This window comes from Carnobacterium sp. CP1 (assembly GCF_001483965.1).
Classification (GTDB): Bacteria; Bacillota; Bacilli; order Lactobacillales; family Carnobacteriaceae; genus Carnobacterium_A; species Carnobacterium_A antarcticum.
Map to the genome: position 1 here is coordinate 1,484,832 of NZ_CP010796.1, position 20,187 is coordinate 1,505,018.

General features: G+C 38.1%; 26 protein-coding genes. All 26 read right to left on the reverse strand.

Going from position 1 to position 20,187, the window contains the following annotated elements; translation table 11 throughout:
* Entirely contained in the window at positions 1 to 723 is a 723-nt protein-coding gene (locus NY10_RS06975) for a flagellar motor protein MotB (protein WP_058919291.1), read from the reverse strand.
* A 1-nt stretch (position 724) separates the two neighbouring features.
* Positions 725 to 1,525 (reverse strand): motility protein A, encoded by an 801-nt coding sequence (locus NY10_RS06980; RefSeq protein ID WP_058919292.1) that lies wholly within the window; start codon positions 1,523 to 1,525, stop codon positions 725 to 727.
* Positions 1,522 to 1,725 (reverse strand): flagellar FlbD family protein, encoded by a 204-nt coding sequence (locus NY10_RS06985; protein ID WP_058919293.1) that lies wholly within the window; start codon positions 1,723 to 1,725, stop codon positions 1,522 to 1,524. The genes NY10_RS06980 and NY10_RS06985 overlap by 4 nt, the downstream gene beginning before the upstream one ends.
* A gap of 109 nt (positions 1,726 to 1,834) precedes the next feature.
* The gene (locus NY10_RS06990; protein ID WP_058919294.1) at positions 1,835 to 2,698 is read right to left on the reverse strand and encodes a flagellar hook-basal body complex protein; all 864 of its coding nucleotides are present in this window, start codon (positions 2,696 to 2,698) and stop codon (positions 1,835 to 1,837) included.
* A 73-nt stretch (positions 2,699 to 2,771) separates the two neighbouring features.
* Complete coding sequence (locus NY10_RS06995) at positions 2,772 to 3,152, reverse strand: TIGR02530 family flagellar biosynthesis protein (RefSeq protein WP_058919295.1); 381 nt, start codon at positions 3,150 to 3,152, stop codon at positions 2,772 to 2,774.
* The gene (locus NY10_RS07000; protein WP_058919296.1) at positions 3,152 to 3,577 is read right to left on the reverse strand and encodes a hypothetical protein; all 426 of its coding nucleotides are present in this window, start codon (positions 3,575 to 3,577) and stop codon (positions 3,152 to 3,154) included. The genes NY10_RS06995 and NY10_RS07000 overlap by 1 nt, the downstream gene beginning before the upstream one ends.
* Before the next feature lie 24 nt (positions 3,578 to 3,601).
* Positions 3,602 to 4,987, reverse strand: coding sequence for a flagellar hook-length control protein FliK (locus tag NY10_RS07005; RefSeq protein ID WP_058919297.1), 1,386 nt, complete (start codon positions 4,985 to 4,987; stop codon positions 3,602 to 3,604).
* A gap of 73 nt (positions 4,988 to 5,060) precedes the next feature.
* Entirely contained in the window at positions 5,061 to 5,495 is a 435-nt protein-coding gene (fliJ, locus tag NY10_RS07010; protein ID WP_082664208.1) for a flagellar export protein FliJ, read from the reverse strand.
* Between the two features lie 22 nt (positions 5,496 to 5,517).
* A complete protein-coding gene (gene fliI, locus NY10_RS07015) occupies positions 5,518 to 6,795 on the reverse strand; it encodes a flagellar protein export ATPase FliI (protein WP_231726793.1) in 1,278 nt (425 codons plus the stop codon).
* A 70-nt stretch (positions 6,796 to 6,865) separates the two neighbouring features.
* Complete coding sequence (locus tag NY10_RS07020; protein ID WP_058919299.1) at positions 6,866 to 7,630, reverse strand: FliH/SctL family protein; 765 nt, start codon at positions 7,628 to 7,630, stop codon at positions 6,866 to 6,868.
* The gene (fliG, locus tag NY10_RS07025) at positions 7,614 to 8,618 is read right to left on the reverse strand and encodes a flagellar motor switch protein FliG (RefSeq protein ID WP_058920279.1); all 1,005 of its coding nucleotides are present in this window, start codon (positions 8,616 to 8,618) and stop codon (positions 7,614 to 7,616) included. Before fliG ends, NY10_RS07020 begins: the two co-directional genes overlap by 17 nt.
* 9 nt (positions 8,619 to 8,627) lie before the next feature.
* Entirely contained in the window at positions 8,628 to 10,232 is a 1,605-nt protein-coding gene (gene fliF / locus NY10_RS07030) for a flagellar basal-body MS-ring/collar protein FliF (RefSeq protein WP_058919300.1), read from the reverse strand.
* 27 nt (positions 10,233 to 10,259) lie between these two features.
* A complete protein-coding gene (gene fliE, locus NY10_RS07035; protein ID WP_058919301.1) occupies positions 10,260 to 10,577 on the reverse strand; it encodes a flagellar hook-basal body complex protein FliE in 318 nt (105 codons plus the stop codon).
* A 36-nt stretch (positions 10,578 to 10,613) separates the two neighbouring features.
* On the reverse strand, positions 10,614 to 11,048 hold the full coding sequence (gene flgC / locus NY10_RS07040; RefSeq protein ID WP_058919302.1) for a flagellar basal body rod protein FlgC: 435 nt from the start codon (positions 11,046 to 11,048) through the stop codon (positions 10,614 to 10,616).
* 24 nt (positions 11,049 to 11,072) lie between these two features.
* Positions 11,073 to 11,453 (reverse strand): flagellar basal body rod protein FlgB, encoded by a 381-nt coding sequence (gene flgB / locus NY10_RS07045; protein ID WP_231726712.1) that lies wholly within the window; start codon positions 11,451 to 11,453, stop codon positions 11,073 to 11,075.
* A gap of 425 nt (positions 11,454 to 11,878) precedes the next feature.
* Entirely contained in the window at positions 11,879 to 12,244 is a 366-nt protein-coding gene (gene fliS, locus NY10_RS07050) for a flagellar export chaperone FliS (protein WP_058919304.1), read from the reverse strand.
* A 199-nt stretch (positions 12,245 to 12,443) separates the two neighbouring features.
* Positions 12,444 to 12,806 (reverse strand): hypothetical protein, encoded by a 363-nt coding sequence (locus tag NY10_RS07055; RefSeq protein ID WP_058919305.1) that lies wholly within the window; start codon positions 12,804 to 12,806, stop codon positions 12,444 to 12,446.
* Between the two features lie 53 nt (positions 12,807 to 12,859).
* Positions 12,860 to 14,314: a flagellar filament capping protein FliD gene (gene fliD / locus NY10_RS07060; protein ID WP_058919306.1), complete on the reverse strand. Its 1,455-nt coding sequence runs from the start codon at positions 14,312 to 14,314 to the stop codon at positions 12,860 to 12,862.
* Positions 14,315 to 14,318: 4 nt separating this feature from the next.
* Positions 14,319 to 14,687, reverse strand: a complete 369-nt coding sequence (locus NY10_RS07065; RefSeq protein WP_058919307.1) for a flagellar protein FlaG — start codon at positions 14,685 to 14,687, stop codon at positions 14,319 to 14,321.
* A 71-nt stretch (positions 14,688 to 14,758) separates the two neighbouring features.
* A complete protein-coding gene (locus NY10_RS07070) occupies positions 14,759 to 15,679 on the reverse strand; it encodes a flagellin N-terminal helical domain-containing protein (protein WP_058919308.1) in 921 nt (306 codons plus the stop codon).
* A 98-nt stretch (positions 15,680 to 15,777) separates the two neighbouring features.
* A complete protein-coding gene (locus tag NY10_RS07075) occupies positions 15,778 to 16,026 on the reverse strand; it encodes a hypothetical protein (protein ID WP_058919309.1) in 249 nt (82 codons plus the stop codon).
* Between the two features lie 83 nt (positions 16,027 to 16,109).
* A complete protein-coding gene (locus NY10_RS07080; RefSeq protein ID WP_058919310.1) occupies positions 16,110 to 16,718 on the reverse strand; it encodes a hypothetical protein in 609 nt (202 codons plus the stop codon).
* A 133-nt stretch (positions 16,719 to 16,851) separates the two neighbouring features.
* Complete coding sequence (gene flgL, locus NY10_RS07085) at positions 16,852 to 17,775, reverse strand: flagellar hook-associated protein FlgL (protein WP_058919311.1); 924 nt, start codon at positions 17,773 to 17,775, stop codon at positions 16,852 to 16,854.
* Between the two features lie 3 nt (positions 17,776 to 17,778).
* Positions 17,779 to 19,224, reverse strand: a complete 1,446-nt coding sequence (gene flgK / locus NY10_RS07090; RefSeq protein WP_058919312.1) for a flagellar hook-associated protein FlgK — start codon at positions 19,222 to 19,224, stop codon at positions 17,779 to 17,781.
* Positions 19,225 to 19,236: 12 nt separating this feature from the next.
* The gene (locus NY10_RS07095) at positions 19,237 to 19,605 is read right to left on the reverse strand and encodes a flagellar motor switch protein (protein ID WP_058919313.1); all 369 of its coding nucleotides are present in this window, start codon (positions 19,603 to 19,605) and stop codon (positions 19,237 to 19,239) included.
* A gap of 8 nt (positions 19,606 to 19,613) precedes the next feature.
* Entirely contained in the window at positions 19,614 to 19,901 is a 288-nt protein-coding gene (gene flgM / locus NY10_RS07100; protein ID WP_058919314.1) for a flagellar biosynthesis anti-sigma factor FlgM, read from the reverse strand.
* Positions 19,902 to 20,187 lie beyond the last annotated feature (286 nt).

Sequence of the window (20,187 nt, forward strand, 5' to 3'; positions counted from 1 at the left end):
CTACTTTGCCTCCTGCCCATCATAAACGATGACGATATTTACCCTTCTATTTTTCGCTCTATTTTCATCTGTATCATTAGGAACACTCGGGTTATATTCTCCATACCCTTTGGCAGATAAACGATGAGCTTCAATGTCCTCTTCTTCGCTCAGATAACGCAAGACAGATACGGCTCTTCCCGAAGAAAGTTCCCAGTTGCTGTCAAAGTTCGAATTTTTTATTGGAACATTATCTGTGTACCCTTCTATTACAATACTGTTATCAAATGTACTGACTAAATTCGCCAGTATATCTAATGTTTGCTGCCCAGGGTTTGAAATTTCTGCACTTCCCGAAGAAAACAGTACAGATTCCTGAATATCTACATATACGCCATCTTTATCCATATCTACTGAAACTTTTGAATTCATCTTATTTTCTGTTACATAAGTTGTGACCTTCTCATATAACTCCTCTACTTCAGGATCAATACCATTATCTGCCGAAGGAGTTGGCTCTTTTTCTACTGCAGAATTCGTTTCTTCTAAAATAGAAGTGCCTCCCGTTCCACTCAACGCCATTTGAATCGATTGAGTAGCTGCTTGGAATTTTGTTTCGCTGACATTAGACATGGAATAAAGCAAAATGAAAAAAGTCAGCAATAAAGACATCAGATCAGAAAAAGTGGTCATCCAACCTCCTGAGCTCTCGCTTTTCTTTTCAAGTCTTTTTCTTCTAGCCATGCTATTGCTCCTCACGTTGAAGTTGTTCGGCTTCTCTTACAGCTTCTTCTTGATTTTCATCGCGTAAATAGCTTTTTAATTTTTGCTCAATAATACGCGGATTCTGACCGGCTTGGATAGAAAGCACACCTTCAATAACCATTTCACACACTTGCATCTCTTCATCGGTTTGCATTTGTAAATTGGTAGCTATTGGAAGGAAAACTAAGTTTGCTAAAAAACTACCATAAAGGGTTGTGATCAAAGCCGTGGCCATACCTGTGCCAATTGTATTTGGGTCATTTAACTCACCTAACATAATAATCAATCCGATCAATGTTCCGATCATCCCGTACGCTGGTGCTAATTCTCCCCACTTCAAAAAAATATCTTGTCCGACACGATGTCTTTTTTCAATATTTTCTGTTTTTATATCTAATATCTCTTGAATAGTCTCTGGGTCCATTCCATCGATCACCATTTGCAAACCTGTCACTAATAACTCATTGTCTTCTTCCTGTAAATCCTCTTCAATGGATAAGATTCCTTGGCTTCTGGCTTTTTTAGACAAATTAACGAACGTCTCAATCAATTCTTCATAATTGCTATTAGGGTTCAATAATAAATTTTTAAGAATCGACGGTATCTTCAGCAAAGATTTTAAAGGAAAACTGATGATCAATGCACTAAAAGAACCTCCTAAGGTAATTACCAGCGAAGGAGCATCCAGAAAACTATTTAATTCACCCGCTGAAGTAATTGACCAGACGATCAGAGCCAACCCTAAGATAAAACCGGCCAATGGTACAATATTTTTTTTCATTTTTCTCCCTCTGAAAAACCGCTATGTATTTTTCTCTTATAAGAAATTACTTTTTCTACTATTTCTGTTTCTTTTTCTATGACTCGCAAGGTTTTTCCGTCAGTTAAAGTAATAATAGTATCGAAAGAACGGTCTATTCTGTATATCAATTCGCAATTTAAGTAAAACTCTCTTCCTGAGACATCTGTTAAAGCTATCATCTAAAAACCTCATTTCTAAAGTAAAAGGCAAAAAAAGAATACACTCGGACAGCTCAACGAAATGAAACTGTCCGAGATATTTGTCTTTTTTTACTTTGCTAACGCCTTATTATCTCTTCAGGTTGATCAATTCTTCTAACATTGTATCGGAAACAGTGATACTTCTAGAGTTGGCTTGGTAGGATCTGCTGGTTACGATCATTTCTGTAAATTCATTGGCCAAGTCGACATTCGACATTTCCAAAAATCCTGAACGAACGGAACCGTATCCTGGATCAGATGGGTTGCCCAATGTTGGCTCTCCTGAGTTGGCTGATTTAGAATACAAATTGCCACCTTGTTTTTCCAATCCATCTGGATTAGAAAAGCTGGTCAATGCGACGCGTCCTAACACATATGTATTTTCATCACTGTATGTTCCTACGATAAAACCATCTTTATCAATGACGTAATCTTGCAGTTCTATTTCTTTTCCATCGATTGTTAATTTTTCATTGATCGTTAAAGGCTGCGGGTTTTTCCCTAAACTGTCGATCACAAAGTTTGCATCATTTACAGCCGGTGCTCCTTCTGTGTACCCCATAACACTTAACCCGCTGCTCGTTACCAAGTTTCCGGCGTTGTCTTTATAGAATCCGCCGTCACGTGTATAAAATGTTTGGTCGCCTTGCTTAACGGTGAAAAATGAGTTATCTCCGTTTTCAATCCCAAAGTCTAATGGTCGTCCAGTTGATTGCAGCGATCCGCCAGACATAACGGTATCGATCGAGCCTACTTGTACCCCAAGTCCGACTTGTTGCGCATTTGTACCACCTTGTGCTCTTGCATTGGTTTGGCTGATCATATCTTCAAAACGAACTCTTCCCGTTTTAAAAGCCGTTGTATTAACGTTAGCAATATTGTTCGAAATGACATCCATTTTTGTTTGAATATTTTTCATTCCTGTAACACCTGAGTATAAAGATTTTAACATGTTGCTTCCTCCATTCGATTGATCCGCTTCAATCGGTCCGCGGATTTAAGGCTTCCTGTATAGGTCCAGCCTTTTATTGATTGATGCGCATAGCACTGTCAATATTGGTGACCATATCCATTTCTTGTGTATTTAACGCCGTGATGATCGTACGGTTAGGGACACTGGTGATGAGTGCCATATCTTTATAAAAAATCAACGAGTTCTTTGAGCCTTTTCCACTCAATTCTTCAACCGCTGCTTCTAATTGATGCATATCTTGCTGGTCCAATTGAAGTCCGCGTTCTTCCAGTCGTTTTTGTGCATGATTAGAAATTTTGACCTCTTTTTGACCAAGCGGTTTCTCAATTGATTCGCTTAAAAATGAACTGAATCGCCGGTCTACTTTTGGACGTATCGCTGCTGGCTTTATTTCTGACGGTTGAGTTTGATTGGGAGTTACTTTAAACGACATCAGGCTTGATTACTTGCTTCTAAAATATCGTTTAAATAAAAATCTTTTCCATTTACTTGAACAGTGGCGTACCCTTGATCAAAGCGGACTTTTTCCACAACGCCATTGACTAGATCACTGCCGTCTGTTACTTTTACATCTTTCCCTAACAAACTAAAAGCTTGCTGCTGTTGGTTCATCAATAGGCTTGAATTCATTTTTTCTGAAATATTTGTTAATTGATCCATCATATTAAATTGAGCCAACTGAGTCAGGTAGTCGGTTTCACCGCCTCCTCCACCTCCATCTTCTCCAGGCATTGACGGCATTTTGACTGTTGCTGCCATAATCTGCAAGAAATCGTCTGTAGAAAGCTCATTGGTTTTATTCTCATTTCCGGTCAAACTTTTTACTGTACCAATGTGAAAATTACTTGGAATCTCCATTTTTTCATTCCTCCTCTACTCAAATTAAACTAAAATACTCAAGCGTCCTGAACGAATCCCCGACTTCTCTTCAGCAAGTTCTGTTACTGGTCCCTCAACGAAAGAAACTTGATTGGATAAGCGGCTGGTTGGCCGGTTTTTTTCTTGTTGTCTATCGTTAAACTGAGAACCGGTCTCTCCATTTGTTGTTAATTGAATCGTAACTTCACCCAACTGAATCTGTTGACGGTTTAGATTGTCCGATAATTTTGGTACCCCCCCGGTCAATAATTCTTGTGTTTTTAAACTTTCTACCATAATTTTTGTAGACAAGACATTATCAACCATTTCCAGCGTTATCGTGATTTCTCCCATGCTGCTTGGCGAGATGCTCACTTTTGCCGTTGAGTGTTTCCCATTCTGAAAGGTTTCTACTGTTTTTGTAATGACTTCGTTGACTGCCTGGGTTACTTGCTGCCGGATCGTTTTAGGACTCTCGACTGCTTTTCCCGTTGCTTCTGCGGCATCCCCTCGAACAATTGCGGGTCCGCTAAGTTCATTTTTAAGATTCGAATCATCCGCATTTTTTGTTGTTGGTTCTTTTTCAACCGAAACCCCCATCAAAACAGATGGTTCTTTTCCTTTGTTATCAATCAAATCCATTTTCCCACTGTTGTTTTCACTGGTTTTTGGTTGAGGCAACTCATTCAGTTGCTCTGCTGGATCGATTGATTCGTTCGGTTCAATTGCAGGTTGGTCAACCGTTAACGCCGACTTTACTGTTTGAGCCCAATCTTTCGTCAATAGGCGGCTGGTCGGTAAAATCTCATCTACCATTGTTTCTGCCGTTTCTGATGCACCGACTTGTACTGCTGCATTTGAAGAACGTTCTTTTTCCTTAGCTATTGTATTCAATTCTTCTTCGGATATAAAAACAGGCAAGTCATTTTGTAAGATAGATTGTTTATTTTCTACCGAGTTGCTCATCGGTTTAAAGCTGCTTTTTTCTTCAGAAAGAACAACTAGGTCTGCTTCCATTTGGTTATCATCTAAAGTCACTCTACCTGTCGGATTCGTTAAAATTGTTGGTTCTATGTAATCTGGTGATTCCGACTCTGGCAGCTCTTCTTCAGTTACTGAACCTAATTCCAAAATGCTCGTTGCCTGTTCTTGAATGCTTGACATAAAGCCGTAAAAGAACGCAGCTGCATCTACTTCTGTGCTATCATCCGATAGTTCTTCATTGCTTTTGTCAGCTGTTGTTTTTGCCTTGTTGTCCAACTCTTTTTCAGAGGTTGTCCCGGATTGGCCTGATTGTTCAGCCAAATAACTTTGAAATGTTTCTGCGGAAACTGTTTCTTGCTTTGTAGCCGTCCCTATCAAACTAGCAGTACCTGCGGATTCAACTGAACTTAGTGAGAGCTGTTCCAATTTAATTCACCTCCTTTTTATTGAATGAATGCTGGTACCTAAAAGTTAGTGTTCCTTCAACAACTTCAATCCATTAATAGAAAGATCTGCCATAACTTAAGGTAGCCATTTCATCCAATTGTTTTTGTTCTTCACTTTTCTCTTGTTCCATCACAAAGGTATATTCTTTCTCTTTCAGTTTTTCCATGGCCTTTTTGTCTTTATGAGCTTCCATCAACGCGATACGAGCTGCTTCAACAGATTTCTCAGCTATCTCCACTTGGTTTTTTTGCTGAACGATTCGTTCATCCAGCATAACTTTGTACATATTCTGACGACGCAGAATATCGATCCGAGTCGTTGTTAAGCTTTCGTTTTTAATTTTAATGTTTTCTTGAATCAACTCTTGCAATAACGCCTCTTGCTGAAATTTTTCTCTTTGTGCATCTCCAAGTTCCTTTTTCTTGGCTTCTTCTGTATCTGAACGCCAATCTAGGACCTTTTCCATTGAAAATCGAAATTTACCCAAGTTCTACACCCCTATTTATTCCTTAACCCATTGGTTGATTGCCTACTTGTTGCGTTTTAAATAATGTATCCAATGTCGTGACTACGTCGTCAAAGGCTACGCGCTCATTAACATTTTGTTTCAGGAAATTTTTTATAGGAGTATTTAACTGAACGGCTCGGTCTACCAACGGATTACTGCCTTTTCGGTAAGCTCCAACGTCAATCAAGTCTTTTGAGTCCGCATAAATCGACATATTCTCTTTTAATTTCCCTGCAGTTAGGTAATGTTTCTCCGTCGTGATGTCTTTCATCAATCGGCTGATGCTGTTTTGAATATCGATTGCTGGATAATGATTCTCAGAAGATATCTTCCGTGACAAAATAATATGTCCGTCTAATATTCCCCGAACAGAATCGGCAATGGGTTCGTTCATATCGTCCCCTTCAACCAAAACCGTATAAAAAGCTGTGATGGAACCCGTTTCTGACATTCCGCTGCGTTCTAATAACTTTGGCAATGTCGTAAACACAGATGGAGTATACCCTTTAGTCGTTGGCGGTTCACCCGTTGCCAACCCGATTTCCCGTTGTGCCATTGCAACACGAGTCACAGAATCCATCATCAAAACAACCTTTTTCCCTTGGTCGCGGAAATACTCCGCAATAGTTGTAGCGACTGAAGCGCCTTTTAGCCTTACAAGAGGGGGCATGTCTGACGTAGCACAAACGACCACGGATTTTTTGTAGCCTTCTTCGCCTAAATCTTTTTCAATAAATTCAAGGACTTCCCTGCCCCGCTCTCCAATCAGACCGATCACGATCACATCGGCTTCAATGTAACGGGCCATCATACCGAGCAGCGTACTTTTTCCGACACCACTTCCGGCAAATATCCCGATCCGCTGTCCTTCTCCGACAGTCAGTGTACCGTCGATAGCTCTAATGCCTGTAGGAATGACATCTTGAATTTTTTTACGTTTGAACGGATTTGGCGAACTTCTGTTGACGTCATAAAAAACGCCATCTACTTCTAGATTTTCATCCATTGGACGACCTAATCCATCCAATGTATTGCCCAGAAGTTTCTCGCTGATTTCAACTTTCAGCGTTTTATCTGTCGGACGGACCAGACAGCCTGGTCCAATACCTTCTAATTCATCCAATGGCATCAACAAGACTGTCTCATCCACAAAACCGACCACTTCACTCAGTGCAATTCTGTCCGATGATTTGATGTGAATTACACACACTTCGCCAACGAATGCATCTAATCCTTCTACTTTAATAATCAATCCCGTTACTTGACTGACTTTCCCCATCTTTAAGTAGTAATTTCTTTTATTCAGTTCGTTGTGGTAAGCCTCAAAAGGTAGTTCAAACACGTTTGTTTCACTCCATATCCTTCATCTGTTCCAACATCGCATCTATTTGTTTCCGGACTTGCAGATCCATGATTGCATGGGCGCTTTCAATCGTACAGCCGTTTTTATCCAATGTATTATCAGTCAACACCGCAAAACGGATTTCTGGATGTTCTTTTTCCAGCTCTTTAACTTTAGCTTTGACCAGCTCACTTTGTTCAGGGCGAATAGATAATGTAATCAACTGGCTTTTCCGTTTCAATCGGTGGATAACCGGTTTGATCAAGTCCATCACCTGTTCAGAAGAAGCATCGATCGTGGCATGAGTGATTGTTTCTGCCATATGCCCTGCTAAGTCCAATAAGGATCCCTTTTGTTCAATGTAATAGCGTTCGACAAACGCTTCGGCTTCCGCCAGCATCTGTTGAATAGTTTCTTTCATCTGAATGCTTTCTTCTTCCGCTTTTTGCGTGCCCTTGTCATATCCTGCGGCGTAGCCTTTTTGATAGCCTTTGGTTTGTCCTTCATTAAATCCTTGTTCTAAAGCCGCTGCTTTTATGTCTTCCGCTTCTTGTTGAGCTGCTGTCAGCAAAGCTTCTTTTTGTTCAAAAGCTTCTGCTAATTGAGCTTTAGCTATAGCGGCTTCTTTAGATTCAGCTGTTAACGGAGTTTCGTCTTCTGCCTCTTCCGGTTCAATAATCACCGGCGGAGCGGTTATCTTCGTTTGGATAAACGACTTCTGTTCTTCGGCAAACGCATGTTTTTGTTTTATGATTTTATGAGACGATAGCATCTTGTTCTCCTCTTCTCAAATAAACTTCGCCTTTCTCATCCAGCATACGGATGATAGAGACAATTCGTTGTTGAGCTTCTTCAACCGCAGATAAGCGCGAAGGTCCCATAAACTGAAGGTCTTCTTTGAGCGTATCGACTGCACGTGCAGATAGATTGGCAAAGATAAAGTCTTTAATGTCATCTGATACACCTTTAAGCGCCAATGCCAAGTCATCGTTATTGATTTCTCTAAGCACTTTTTGAACATCGCCTTTTTCGAGGGATGTAATGTCTTCAAAGGTGAACAAGCTGGATTTGATTTCTTCAGCCAATTCTGGTTGTTTTTCTTCCAACACACCGATAATATTTTTCTCTGTACTTCTGCCGACAGAATTAAGAATCTCAACCAGTGTTTTAACGCCACCAACTGCTTCCAAGTCATTTTCAATGTAATTTGAAAATTTATTCTCAATGACTTTTTCAATTTTCTCAATAATCGCTGGAGACGTATTCGTGATCGTTCCGATTCTTTCAGCAATCTCCGATTGAAGATTTAGCGGGAATTGCGACAAAATCAACGCCGCTTTATCTGGCTGCATATAGCATAAGATCAACGCTACCGTTTGAGGCTGCTCATTTAACAATAAGTTCGTCAACTGTTGAGGATCCGCTTTTCTAGCAATATTAAACGGCCGTTCGCGCAACTGAATCTGATTCAGCATATCGATCACTTCTTTTGCTCTTTGGGGACCGATTGCCATATTTAATAAGTTTTTTGCATAATCGATTCCGCCGTCGATCATATATTCTCTGGCCTGCGACAATTCGATAAACTCATTAACAATAGCATCCCGTTCTTCAGGTCTTACATAATCAATATTGGCAATTTCATAACTTACTTTCTGAATATAGTTATCAGGCAGTGTTTTCATGATTTTTGCTGATGTTTCAGAACCTAAAGAGATCAACAATATTGCAGCTTTTTTTATTCCATCCATTTCCTGCATATTATTCACCTACTCATCCTTCATCCATATTTTTATTAAATCTGCTGAAGCTTCGGGGTTTTCTTTTGCGTATGTTCTGGCTGCCGTTTCTTTAGCCGACATTGCTTGATTCAACTCTTCCGTTAATTCTGCAGTTTCTTTTTGTTTTTGTTCTCTGTTAGCTTTTCTCTTCATCGCTTCTAATTCGCTTTTCAGTTCATTTGCTGCTGTATCAGAGGGTGCTTCTTCATAGAAATCCAATTCATCGTCTTCTGCTCTGTTTGGTTTTCTCCATATAATACGCAGCAATACGATCAACAGAATCAAGACTCCTAACCCACCAGCAAGATACGGCCAGTCTCTCATCAATGTTTCTTTAATTGATTCGCCGATTTCTGCTTGCGGAGTCGTTGGTTCGATTTCTTCCGGTTCTTTGGCAAAAGTCATTCCTTGAACCGTTACCGTATCATCTCGTTCTTCACTAAAACCGATCGTCGCTTTTACGATCTCATCAACTTGTTCTTCTTCAGCATTGCTTAATTGTTTGTCTAAGATGATTGAAGTCGTCAAACGATTGATGGATCCGGGCGCCTTGACTGTACTGGTTGTTTCTGTATCTAATTCATAATTGGCTGTCCGGTCATAAGTCGAACTCGTGCCGCCTTCGCCTTCAATAACTTCGTTAATGGCGTTGTCGGTACCTGTTCCTTCAGCAACATCGATCGTACCGCCGCTTGCCGAAACCGTTTCGCTCCTGAGAACCGGTTCATCTGAATAGTTCACATTCTCACTTTGTATCGAGTCAAAATTCATATCCGCATTTACGGCAACAGTCAGTTTTTCTATCCCAAAAATCGGACCTAATGTACTGACCAATTTCTTTTCTAATTCTTGCTCGTAACGATCCTTGATCGCTTGGTATTTGCTGACCATATCGGTAGCATTTATACTGTTGTCGTCTTCTAAAGCAGCGCTTAGCAAATTGCCTTTTGTATCAACAATTTTAATGTTTTCTTTAGGCAGATCGTCTACCGCTCCAGCAATTAGGGAAGCTATTCCTTGTACCGCTGAGTCTTCCGGAATCTGACCGTTAGTTGTTGTCAGTACGACAGACGCTGAAGCTTTTGATCGATCTTCTTGACTAGTGAAGACACTGTCTTCAGGCATCGACAATAATACTTTAGCTGATTTAATGGAATCTAAAGCAGAAATAGACCTTTCCAGTTCGCCGGTTATGGCCCGCTGATACATGATTTTCCGATCTTCATCGGTTGCCATCATACTGGTCGCATCAAATATTTCAAATCCAACTGAATTTTGCGGCAGCATATCATTTACAGCCAGATCAATTCGGTAAGTATCGACTTGATCCTGTTCCACCAAAATCGTTGTTCCGTTATCTTCTAATTTGTAGGCTATTTTTTTCGTTTTCAAATCATTTACGATTGTACCAGCGTCGCTCTCTTCTAAATTAGAAAACAACGTAGCGTATTCTACCTTTTGGGTATAATACGTAAGCCCCATCACGATAGCCACAATTATAATCACTATTGCGCTTAACCCCAGCTGTTTTGGTTTCCCAAGATTCTTCCAGCCCTCTTTGATTCCATTCCACATATTTTTAACTGATTCCATTATTGCTGTAGCTCCCTCAAAAACGCATTAAAATTGCATGTTTTTTACTTCGTTATAGGCATCTAAACATTTATTTCTTACTTGCAAGGCTAGATCCAGTGTCAATTGCGCTTCTGATGTTTGGATCATGACGTTATGTAAATTATCCGCATCGCCGGCTACCAAGCCTTGAACAGCTTGATCAGCGGATACTTGCTTATCGTTTAAATTGATCATTGCTTGTTCGATCATCCCGGAAAATGAACTAGATGAACCGGCTGCCGCTGCTTCACGTGCAGGTGTCTCCATAGTGCCGACTTGTCCAGCTCCATTTAATAAATTGCTATATAATGCTTCTATATTCACTTGAATTCTCCTCTTTAGTTACTTATTGCGTTAAACTTAATTGATTTTTATTTCCAAAGCTTTTTTCAGCATTTCTTTGCTGGCATTCATAGCCGTGACGTTGGCGTCATAGGTCCGTTGAGCCGTGATCATATCAATCATTTCATCAGCCATATTGACGTTTGACAACTGGACATAACCGGCTTCATCCGCATCTGGATGACCGGGATTGTATTCTCTGACGATATCTTCAGCATTTCCTGCTAATTCTGTTGCTTTTACGCCAAAACTTTTTTTCTCTGGCCTTCCTGTTAAAGAAGATTCAACGTTTTTTAGGCTTTCTTCAAACAGCACTTCTTTTTTTATGTAGGGTCCGCCTTCTTCAGTACGTGTCGTATTGATGTTAGCGATATTCGTGGAAACGGTATCCAGCTTCAATCTTTCCAGACTTAAGCCGCTTGCGTTAATATGTAGGGAATCAAAAATGGCCATTACCTGTTCCTCCAAACGGTTTAATTATTTTGTGATCACGCTAGACAACATTGAATATTTCGCATTCAACTGTGTGACTAACGCATTGTATTGAATAGATGTCGCAGCTTCATCCGTCATCTCCATATCGATATCTACGTTATTGCCATTGTCTTTAACCATTGAATTTGTTCTTTTCGTCACAACCGGCAAGACTTCATCCGGCGTTCCGATACCTATGTGCCGGTCATTCGTTTTTGTCAACCCTATCCCATCGAAAGCTTTACCTAGAATGCTTTCAAACTCTACTTTATTGACTTTATACTCAGGTGTGTTGACATTCGCAATATTGCTGGAAATCATTTGTTGTCTTAATTCAGTTGCATCCAAAGCCTGTTTAATTAAATTGTATGTAGAATCGCTCACTTGATACCCCTCCGCTTTAAATAGATTTTTAATACTTCATTCTATTTTTATCGAGACATTATATCCTTCTTCAAAGTATATAAAAGTTATGTATGTATATTAAAATAATATTTGTTTTTCTGATAAAAATACGTCCTTAGACTGCCAAAAGAAGTATAACTGAATTAAATTAATTCAGCAATAACTTTTGTATCTTTATGTCTAGTGTTGATTTTAAAAACAGCTGTCTTTTTCATTAAAAAACCATATCTGACAGGAGTATTTACACGTTTCCAACAAATAAGAAAGCGCTCACTTTCCGTTAGACAAAGAAAAATCCTTACTTCTAAAACGGTAAGGATTACTGCTCTGCTTCAGTATTCTGAAGGTGTTTTTCAGGTCTTTCTAATTGTGTCAGAAAACCGACAGTTGTTTATTTGCCTTTCTTAAACTTCAATCCAAGTATCCCGCAACTCTTCCAACATCACTCGGCTTCTTGCTATATCTTCCGGTTGTTTAGATATATTTGCCTTAATGATTTCAGTCATCAGATAGTCATAAAGCTGGTTCAAATTTCCAGCTACTTCTCCGCCGTTTTCAAAATCCAATGTACTCATCAATTCACGAATAATATCTTGAGCTTTGATTAATGCATTTCCAGTAGCTTCGATTTTCTTTTCAGCTGCTGAAAGTTCAGCCAACTTTAAGTTTTTTATGGCTCCTTCATACAGTAAAATAACCAGTTTTTTAGGTGTTGCGTTCAAGATTTGGTTTTGTTTATAGACATCAGGTATATTCCGATTGTATCCCATTGTATAGTCTCCTTTTATATTCTTTTTTAATTATGCTTCAGTTTTTATCCATCCGAAATTGACTATTTTGTTCAGAAGAAAAGACGTTGATCTTTTTTATCAGAACCCGATAAAAGAATGATCACCGTCTTTTATTTGTCTATGCTTAATAAGAGCCCATGTTCTTTTGCAAACCATTGCGCAAAAACCAGTTAATGCATCATAGTCCTTTGTCGATAAACATAGGCGCACGGTTAGCAGAGACATAATTGCTGATCACTTTATCTTTTTGATTGATTTGTTTCATGCGGTTCAATAAACTTTCCCGCTCGATTTTAATTTGATGCACCATCTTTTCTTGTTGATGGATAATACCTTCAATAATGTTTTTTTCTGTTTCGTTATAGGTACCCAATGGGTTTGCTGCTGATTGGGTTTCTAATTGTTTTAATTGCAGCATGTTCTTTTTATTCTCAGAAATAAGTTTTCCGGCTGATTCTAGTGTGCCATCCCAAGTTGCCATTAAAGCTTCCATTTGTTTTAGCATGTTCATCCGCAACAAATGCTGTTCATTTTCTTGCACGGCTCAAACTTCCTCTCTTGGCTCAATACAAATTTAACTCGCAGTCTTTTATGTTAACTAGACCAAGATTCCATTTGACTAGCTAAATAAGACATTTGAGACTCTGCTTCCATCATTGCTACATCCAATGCAGTAAAGGTTTTGACATACGTTTCTCGTTTTTTAACTAGACGTTCATTAAAAGTATCGATTTGTTTGCCGATGTCCTTGATCATCTTATCATATGTCGTTGCTTTTGTAGAGATGATTCCAGTTGTTTTGGAAATAAAAGTGTCAACCAGTGATTGCATTTTTTGAGCAACACCTGATTTGATTTCTTTTTCCACTTCAGTTACATTTCCATCTTTATCCGTTACTTGTTCAGTCGTCTTTGTTGAATTGTTAAACAACTTTTCTACAGCTGATGGATTTTCAGCCAATACTTCTTTCAACTTTTCTTCGTCAAGAGTGGCTGTTCCATACCGGTCAACTGAAATACCTATGTCTTTTACGTTTTTAATGCTACTGCTGCTATCTTCTATATTAGCAGATACCATTGTTCTTAATTGTGTCTGCAATCTAATCAAGGCACTGTCACCCGCTAATGGACCGACTGTATTATTTTCAACTGACGGATCGCCAACTTTCAATTGTTCTCCAATAAATGACATCGTTGAATTGTACTGACTGACAAATTCTTTGACAGCAGAAATGGTTTTATCGGTGTCTTCGCTGACTTTGATGGTACTGACTTCAGAGCCTTCATCCACTTTTAACAACTCAAATGTAACGCCTTCAATAACGTCGTCAATTTGGTTGCTCGGGCGTGTAACTTCGATGCCATCTACTTTAAATATAGCCTCTTGGCCTTTTTGCTGGTCAGAGATTATTTCCGGTTTGAATCCTAGTGTATCTGCCAAACCATTCGTCCCTGTAATCGATAACGTTTCGTTGCCCATTGTCGTGCTGCTTAAGATAATCCGATTATCCACGATTGAAGCCGAAACACCTGACTCTTTGGATGTATCATTTATTTTTCCGACAATATCTTTCAAGCTGTCTTTTGAATCGATTTCGATATCGATACCACCGTTTTCGATACCATCTTTTTTCATAGCAGAGTTCCCAACAGTTAGTGTTCCGGTTAGTTCCAGCTTATCGGTTATCTTCTTACCATCCATTTGACCAATTTCAGCTGACGTTATGCGTGTCGCTGTTGCCAATTGAGTAATATTGATTTTATATGTTCCGACTTGTCCTTTTGAATCTGCTTTGACCGTTAGTTTGCTTGCATCGCTGGTAGTGACTGATTTGGATTGAAAAGCATTTTCTTTTGCCAAATTGCCTAGTTTTGTATATAACGTATCCAGCCGCGTATTGACATCATTCCAAGCAGTTTTTTCTTTTGTTAAATTTTCTTTCTTATTTGTATATTGAACTAACTTTCCAGATTCTGCTTCGATCAGCGAATCGATCGTACTTGAATCAATTCCTGAATAAGAGCCCATAAAACTTAAACTTCCTACCACATTTTCACTCCTTTATATCTACATTGATGCCCATTGCATCCCAGATGCTGGCAACTATATCCAACATTTTTTGAGGCGGGATTTCTTTAATGGTTTCCCCGCTTTCTATATTGACCAAACGTACCAATGTTCTGCCTGTTCCTTCATGAATCTTAAATTCGAACTGAGCATTTTCTCCAAGAGTGTACTGATTGGCTTGATTCAACACTTTATCCAATTCGTCTCTTGAAAGTTCATTCTTTGGTTCTTGTGACAAACGTTCTTTTGTGACCATTTCATGGTTTTCAGAAGACAGCTTGGATTCCAGCAGAGTAGTAAAACGAATTTTGTTGATCGATTGTATGCTTTCTAAGTCGATTCGGTTCATTTCCATTTTGTTTCTCCTTTCATTATAAATAAAAAGCCGGCAAATGCCAGCTTCTTATCTATATCGCTTGTAGAGAATTATTGTAGTAATTGTAAAACGCTTTGCGGCATTTGGTTTGCTTGTGCCAACATTGAAGTAGCAGCAGATGAAAGGATGTTTGATTTCGTAAAGTTCATCATTTCTTCAGCCATATCAACGTCACGAATACGCGAGTTTGCTTCAGATAAATTTTCTTTTGATGTTGTTAAGTTGTTGATCGTGTGGTCCAAACGGTTTTGTTGTGCACCGAATGTTGCTCTATGATCAGAAACAGTTTTAATGGCATTATCAAGTCTATCAACATTAGCATGAGCTGCTGCAACAGAGGCCTTAGAATCTGTTTCTTGTGCTTCAGCAAGAGCTGTCAATTCACCAGCTGTTGGGTTCTTTGGGTCCGTCATAACTGTTAACGCATCTACTGCATCAGTGATTGCTGTTTTTTCTTGAGCAGTCACAGCAATCCCTGCAAAACTAGCATCAACTGTTTGAATTGTTAAAGCTTTGTCAGATGAATTTGCTCCAATTTGAATATTTAAGTCTCTTTTTCCTGAAAGTAATGAAATACCGTTAAATTTAGTATCTGAAGAGATACGATCGATTTCTGTTGATAATTGTTCCATTTCAGCATCGATAGCACTTCTATCGTCTACTGAGTTTGTATCATTGGAAGCTTGAACAGATAGGTCGCGCATACGGTTTAAAATGCTGTGGGTTTCGTTTAGAGCGCCTTCAGCTGTTTGGATCAATGAAATTCCATCTTGTGCGTTACGAGTAGCTTGTGTTAAACCACTGATTTGGTTTTTCATTTTTTCTGAGATAGATAACCCAGCTGCATCGTCTCCCGCTTTGTTAATACGTAGACCTGATGATAACTTAGCTAAAGAATTAGCTTTTGACGCATTTGCTGAGTTTAAACGTGAATAAGTATTTGCTGCTGCTGTATTTGTATTGATTCTCATGTTGTTGTTCCTCCTAGGAAAATTTGTTTGAGGTCTTGCCTCTATCCTTTATATCGGCAGGACTTTAGAACAGTTAATAGAAAATTTGTTTTTATATTTTATTTTTCCTGCTTTTCAGGAAATGTTTCAAGTTTAGCTTTTTCAATCTTATTATTATTGGTTAACAACTGGTTTATTGTAAAGAAATAATTTTGTTTTCTGTGAAAGGCTTCAATTTCATTATCGTAACAGCCCCAGGTCGAAGGCAATAAAACAATAGTAATTAATATAAATAATAAATAAGTTACATCAAAATTCTCATTTATCAAAGCATACCCATCTACTAAAAGAATAAGTATAGAGGGCATAAAAAGATATATTCCTTTTTTATGAAAGTTATTTTCTTTTGTTCTTCTTTTGTTAGTTTAAAAACGAGTTTCGTTATCTTATTTTAAGATGTTGCCACTTTTTTCGTAGACTGTCGTTGTTTTTTAGTTAATCCTTTTCTTAAGGCAGTAGGTCCATGCTTCATCATCGCTAATGCTTGTCCCTTGCCAATTGAAATACTTACCAACAGTATATTGTTTATTTTTAATACTAGATTAATCTTTTTGCTTAACATCATTGCGTATAAGGTAATAGCAGTAATATATAAGAGATTATTTAATAGAATTTGTTTATTTCCCTCTATTTCATATTTAGAACGATCCCAGTCACTTTTTAAAAAAAGCGATAGAAATTTTAACAATAGGTCTTTACTTTCATCATATTCTTCTTGTTTACTATCCGGTTCTTCCCAATAATATTCATTTTTATTCCTTGCAGCTTCCTGTTTTTCCATTTCTGCAATATGCTTCCAAATATGAGCGTCTTTTGAATAATCCATCTCTGAACAAAGACCATAAGCATTTATTCTGGCTTTTAACTGAACCAATACTTCAGAAATATTTTTTTCTTCACTTTTTTCTATTCCTTCCATGATTTTCCTAATTTCTTCACGCCATTTTTTTCGTTCTTCCGTAATATATTGTAGTGAATTGGCTTTCTGAAATTGAATCAATGAATAAGCACCGGTGATAATATTTCAAATAACAGTTGATGAAAACAAAACTTCTGACATAAAAGATCCCTATTTTATATTTTCCGAAAAAATAACCATTTCCCAAAGATATTCTTTAGAAAATGGTTTGATATTATAAATAATCCAGTATACTGGTTTGAAGGATTTTAGTTCCCATCATCATTGATGATTGGTAAGCAGTCATTTCCATCATATATTGTGTATATTTTTCTGCCAAGTCAATATCTTGGTTTTCAGAAAGAGTAGAGTCTAAATTTAACTTTTCACTTTCATTACGGCCTTTTGTTGCTTGCAGACTATTGTAAATCGCTCCGATTTTTGATCGGTTATTTACAACATTATCAATTTCATCGTCTGCTCTAGTCAATAAACCTGAAAGAGCTTTTGTATCGTTTTTATCTAACGCAGTCAACACATCTTTAAAGAAGGTTCCAATGTCATTACCAGGAGTTTGTTCATTAAGATACGCACGCCCATCTGTACTTAATTCAATGGTTACACCTGCTGCAATTTCTCGAGTCAAATTGCCTTTATCGGATGGGTCAGTTGTGCCATTATAGTTAATTCCAGTAAATACACCGTCATCGTCTCTTTGAACTTCAAAAGGGGCTTCAGTGGTATTTTTCCCCGCAAACAAATAGCGGTTCCCGAATTTTGTGTTTAACGCACTGACAAAGTTGTTGATTTCTTCTTCAATTTCAGCTTTATTAGCTTGACGCCCTTCATCAGACAAAGCATCATTGGCAGAATACTGAGTTAACGTCTTGATTCGTTGCAACGAATCGGTCGCACTGCTTAATGCAGAATCCTGTACATTAGTAAAATCGATACTGTCTGAAATAGTGTTGTTGTATTGCTTATTTTGTGTAACGTTGCCTTTTAAATCAATAATTTTAGACACACGCAACGGATCATCGGAAGATTTACTGACTTCTTTCAGTGTAGACAATTGCGTCTGATACTTTTGAACATTTGCAGCGTTTGTACTCAAATTTCTTAAAAAATTTTGTGACATTAAGGAGTCTGTAACCCTCATTTATTATACCCCCGTACGATTGATTAAAGTATCTAGCATTTCTGAGATGACTGTGATCATCCGAGAATTTGCTTGAAAGGCACTTTTATATTTAATGGTATCCGTTACTTCTTCATTAATAGATACACCAGAAATGGATTCTTTTCGTGCATGCAATAAACTGACCAGTGATTCTTGGCTGGCTTCCATATTATCCGCTTGTTGTTTAATGATTCCTGTTTTAGTGACCATGTCATTATAAGCTCCAGATATACTAGTGCCGCCTGGCTGATTTTTTATTTTCATCGTTGTTGGATCATAATTGTCGGTATTCGTTTTCCCACTATCCGAGAAATCTAATAGCGTATCCTGCAATGAAGCGATTGCTTGCGCACGTGTTCCATCTCCGCCGACTACATTTTCAATGTCTTTTCCAGCGTTGATAGTTGTTACATCATCCATAATAGCTGCATCTACATTGATGTCTTTAGCTGCACCTTTACTGTCTGTACCAATTGTAAAGAACGGTTCGCCTTTGCCATTGTCACTGTGAATCGTATTTACAGCTGTTGCAAAAGTGAAAGCTAAATTATCCAGTTCTTCTACTCTTTCGTCGATCACTTTTAAAGCATCTTGTGAACCCTTTATATTTCCAGATTTGATTTCAATAGCTGTTGTTTTGCCATTTGGACCGTTAATTACCAAGTTGCCAGTCCCATCGTCAGTTGTTCCAAGGGTATTAAGTGTGCTGCCGTTCAATACATCGTTACCGCTCATACTGATGCTTACTCGATTGTATTGATCATAACTGGTTTCAACACCGGCTATTCCTGAAAGTTCGCTGACCAATCGATCTTGTTGATCCAATAAATCATTTGGTGCTTGGCCTTTAATGGCAACATTAAAAATTTGTTTGTTCAGTGCGTTTAATTGTTCTAATTTTGTATTGAAATCAAGAACGTTTTTTTCAACATCTTTTACTGTTCCATCTCGCATGTTATCCATTTGGTTCGACATATGATGAATCGTATCCGTAAACGTTTTCCCTGTTTGCGCGACCATAGTTTTAGAGGTTAACGTTTCAGGATTTGAACCTAGGTAAGTCCATGAAGAATAAAATTCATTGATGCTGTTATTCAAGCCTGTATCAGACGGCTCGTTAAATATAGATTCTAACTGCCCCAATACATCTGCTTTCTGTTTATACAATTGCAACGACGAATTCTCGCCTTGCAATTGTTTATTTACATAGGGATCAACGATTCGGTCGATCGTAGAAATCCTGACGCCTGTTCCTAATTGCCCGATGCCTGTTAATGTATATGGGTTACTGGCTACCAATGAAACCCGTTGCCTTGAATAACCTTCTGTATTAGCATTGGCAATATTGTGTCCAGTGGTTTGCAGAGCAGATTGCTGCACACCTAAACTTCTTGATGTATTATTTAATGTTCCAAATAAACCTGACATTCTTTCACCTCATTATAGGGATTGATCAATAATCGTTGCTTGCTTTTCAGCACTGTAATGGCCATTTTTAGAATACGTTGAGCCCGATGTTTTCGCGCTGTCCGTAATGGCTTCCATCATTTTTTCTTGATATTGCAGCGCTTGCTGCGTTAATAACAAATTTGTTTCTTGCAGGTTTTTGATTTCCGTGACGATTCCTGACAGGTCTTCTTTTTTCAGTCCAGTTGAATTGAGCGTTGGAAGGACCTCCATAAAGGTTTCTTTTTCTGCAATAACAGCCACGACTTTAGCACTGTCGTTTTTTATCAAGGCTTCTTTTTCTTCTAATAAGACTTTTTTGAATTTTTTTAGTGTTTCAATAACTTGAGTTTGTGTTTTCATATATTTGTCTACTTTCTTTGTGCATTCATGGCAGTTATCATATTTTTAGCGATTTTTTCAGGGGAAACAGAATACGTTCCATCTAAAACTGATTTTTTGATCACTTCTATGTCTGCTTGACGAGTTTCGGTTGTTTTGGCTTGTGACAGTTTTTTGGCTGCATCTGAAATAGTGACTTGAACCGACTCTTCTTTTTCTGTTGGTTCAATTTTTGGGGACAAACCTCTAGATTGGGCATGATCCTTATTTTGGCGGACAGCGTTCATATATTGGTTGTAGCCATTTTCAATTTTCATTTTAAGCGCTCCTTCCGGGTTTTTCTTTTTAAAATATTTTTATTAGTATTTAAATACAGGATAGTCAATCATTAGAATACAAATTCTCTTTTCATAAATTATATCGGTTGCTTTCCAAAAAACTTAACCTTATTCTTTTAAAAAAGATCATTAAGTTAGTCAAACTAATTTCATTCTACAGAAAACCATGAAATGAAACAATAAACATTTCTCATTGAGATTGAAAAAAGAACCGAAACAATTCGTTTCGGTTCTTTAGGTCTGACTTGTTTAGTTCTAAGAAAAT

What these genes read in the sequence shown, in the direction of transcription:
- flgK (WP_058919312.1), bottom strand. Translation starts at nt 19,224, where the DNA reads ATGTCAGGTTTATTTGGAACATTAAATAATACATCAAGAAGTTTAGGT.
- NY10_RS07020 (WP_058919299.1), bottom strand. Translation starts at nt 7,630, where the DNA reads ATGCTATCGTCTCATAAAATCATAAAACAAAAACATGCGTTTGCCGAA.
- NY10_RS06985 (WP_058919293.1), bottom strand. Translation starts at nt 1,725, where the DNA reads ATGATAGCTTTAACAGATGTCTCAGGAAGAGAGTTTTACTTAAATTGC.
- flgM (WP_058919314.1), bottom strand. Translation starts at nt 19,901, where the DNA reads ATGAAAATTGAAAATGGCTACAACCAATATATGAACGCTGTCCGCCAA.
- NY10_RS07075 (WP_058919309.1), bottom strand. Translation starts at nt 16,026, where the DNA reads ATGCCCTCTATACTTATTCTTTTAGTAGATGGGTATGCTTTGATAAAT.
- flgL (WP_058919311.1), bottom strand. Translation starts at nt 17,775, where the DNA reads ATGAGGGTTACAGACTCCTTAATGTCACAAAATTTTTTAAGAAATTTG.
- NY10_RS06995 (WP_058919295.1), bottom strand. Translation starts at nt 3,152, where the DNA reads ATGTCGTTTAAAGTAACTCCCAATCAAACTCAACCGTCAGAAATAAAG.
- NY10_RS06990 (WP_058919294.1), bottom strand. Translation starts at nt 2,698, where the DNA reads ATGTTAAAATCTTTATACTCAGGTGTTACAGGAATGAAAAATATTCAA.
- fliF (WP_058919300.1), bottom strand. Translation starts at nt 10,232, where the DNA reads ATGGAATCAGTTAAAAATATGTGGAATGGAATCAAAGAGGGCTGGAAG.
- fliI (WP_231726793.1), bottom strand. Translation starts at nt 6,795, where the DNA reads ATGGGGAAAGTCAGTCAAGTAACGGGATTGATTATTAAAGTAGAAGGA.
- NY10_RS07065 (WP_058919307.1), bottom strand. Translation starts at nt 14,687, where the DNA reads ATGGAAATGAACCGAATCGACTTAGAAAGCATACAATCGATCAACAAA.
- flgC (WP_058919302.1), bottom strand. Translation starts at nt 11,048, where the DNA reads ATGGCCATTTTTGATTCCCTACATATTAACGCAAGCGGCTTAAGTCTG.
- NY10_RS06980 (WP_058919292.1), bottom strand. Translation starts at nt 1,525, where the DNA reads ATGAAAAAAAATATTGTACCATTGGCCGGTTTTATCTTAGGGTTGGCT.
- NY10_RS06975 (WP_058919291.1), bottom strand. Translation starts at nt 723, where the DNA reads ATGGCTAGAAGAAAAAGACTTGAAAAGAAAAGCGAGAGCTCAGGAGGT.
- fliG (WP_058920279.1), bottom strand. Translation starts at nt 8,618, where the DNA reads ATGCAGGAAATGGATGGAATAAAAAAAGCTGCAATATTGTTGATCTCT.
- NY10_RS07000 (WP_058919296.1), bottom strand. Translation starts at nt 3,577, where the DNA reads ATGGAGATTCCAAGTAATTTTCACATTGGTACAGTAAAAAGTTTGACC.
- fliS (WP_058919304.1), bottom strand. Translation starts at nt 12,244, where the DNA reads ATGGGATACAATCGGAATATACCTGATGTCTATAAACAAAACCAAATC.
- NY10_RS07070 (WP_058919308.1), bottom strand. Translation starts at nt 15,679, where the DNA reads ATGAGAATCAATACAAATACAGCAGCAGCAAATACTTATTCACGTTTA.
- NY10_RS07095 (WP_058919313.1), bottom strand. Translation starts at nt 19,605, where the DNA reads ATGAAAACACAAACTCAAGTTATTGAAACACTAAAAAAATTCAAAAAA.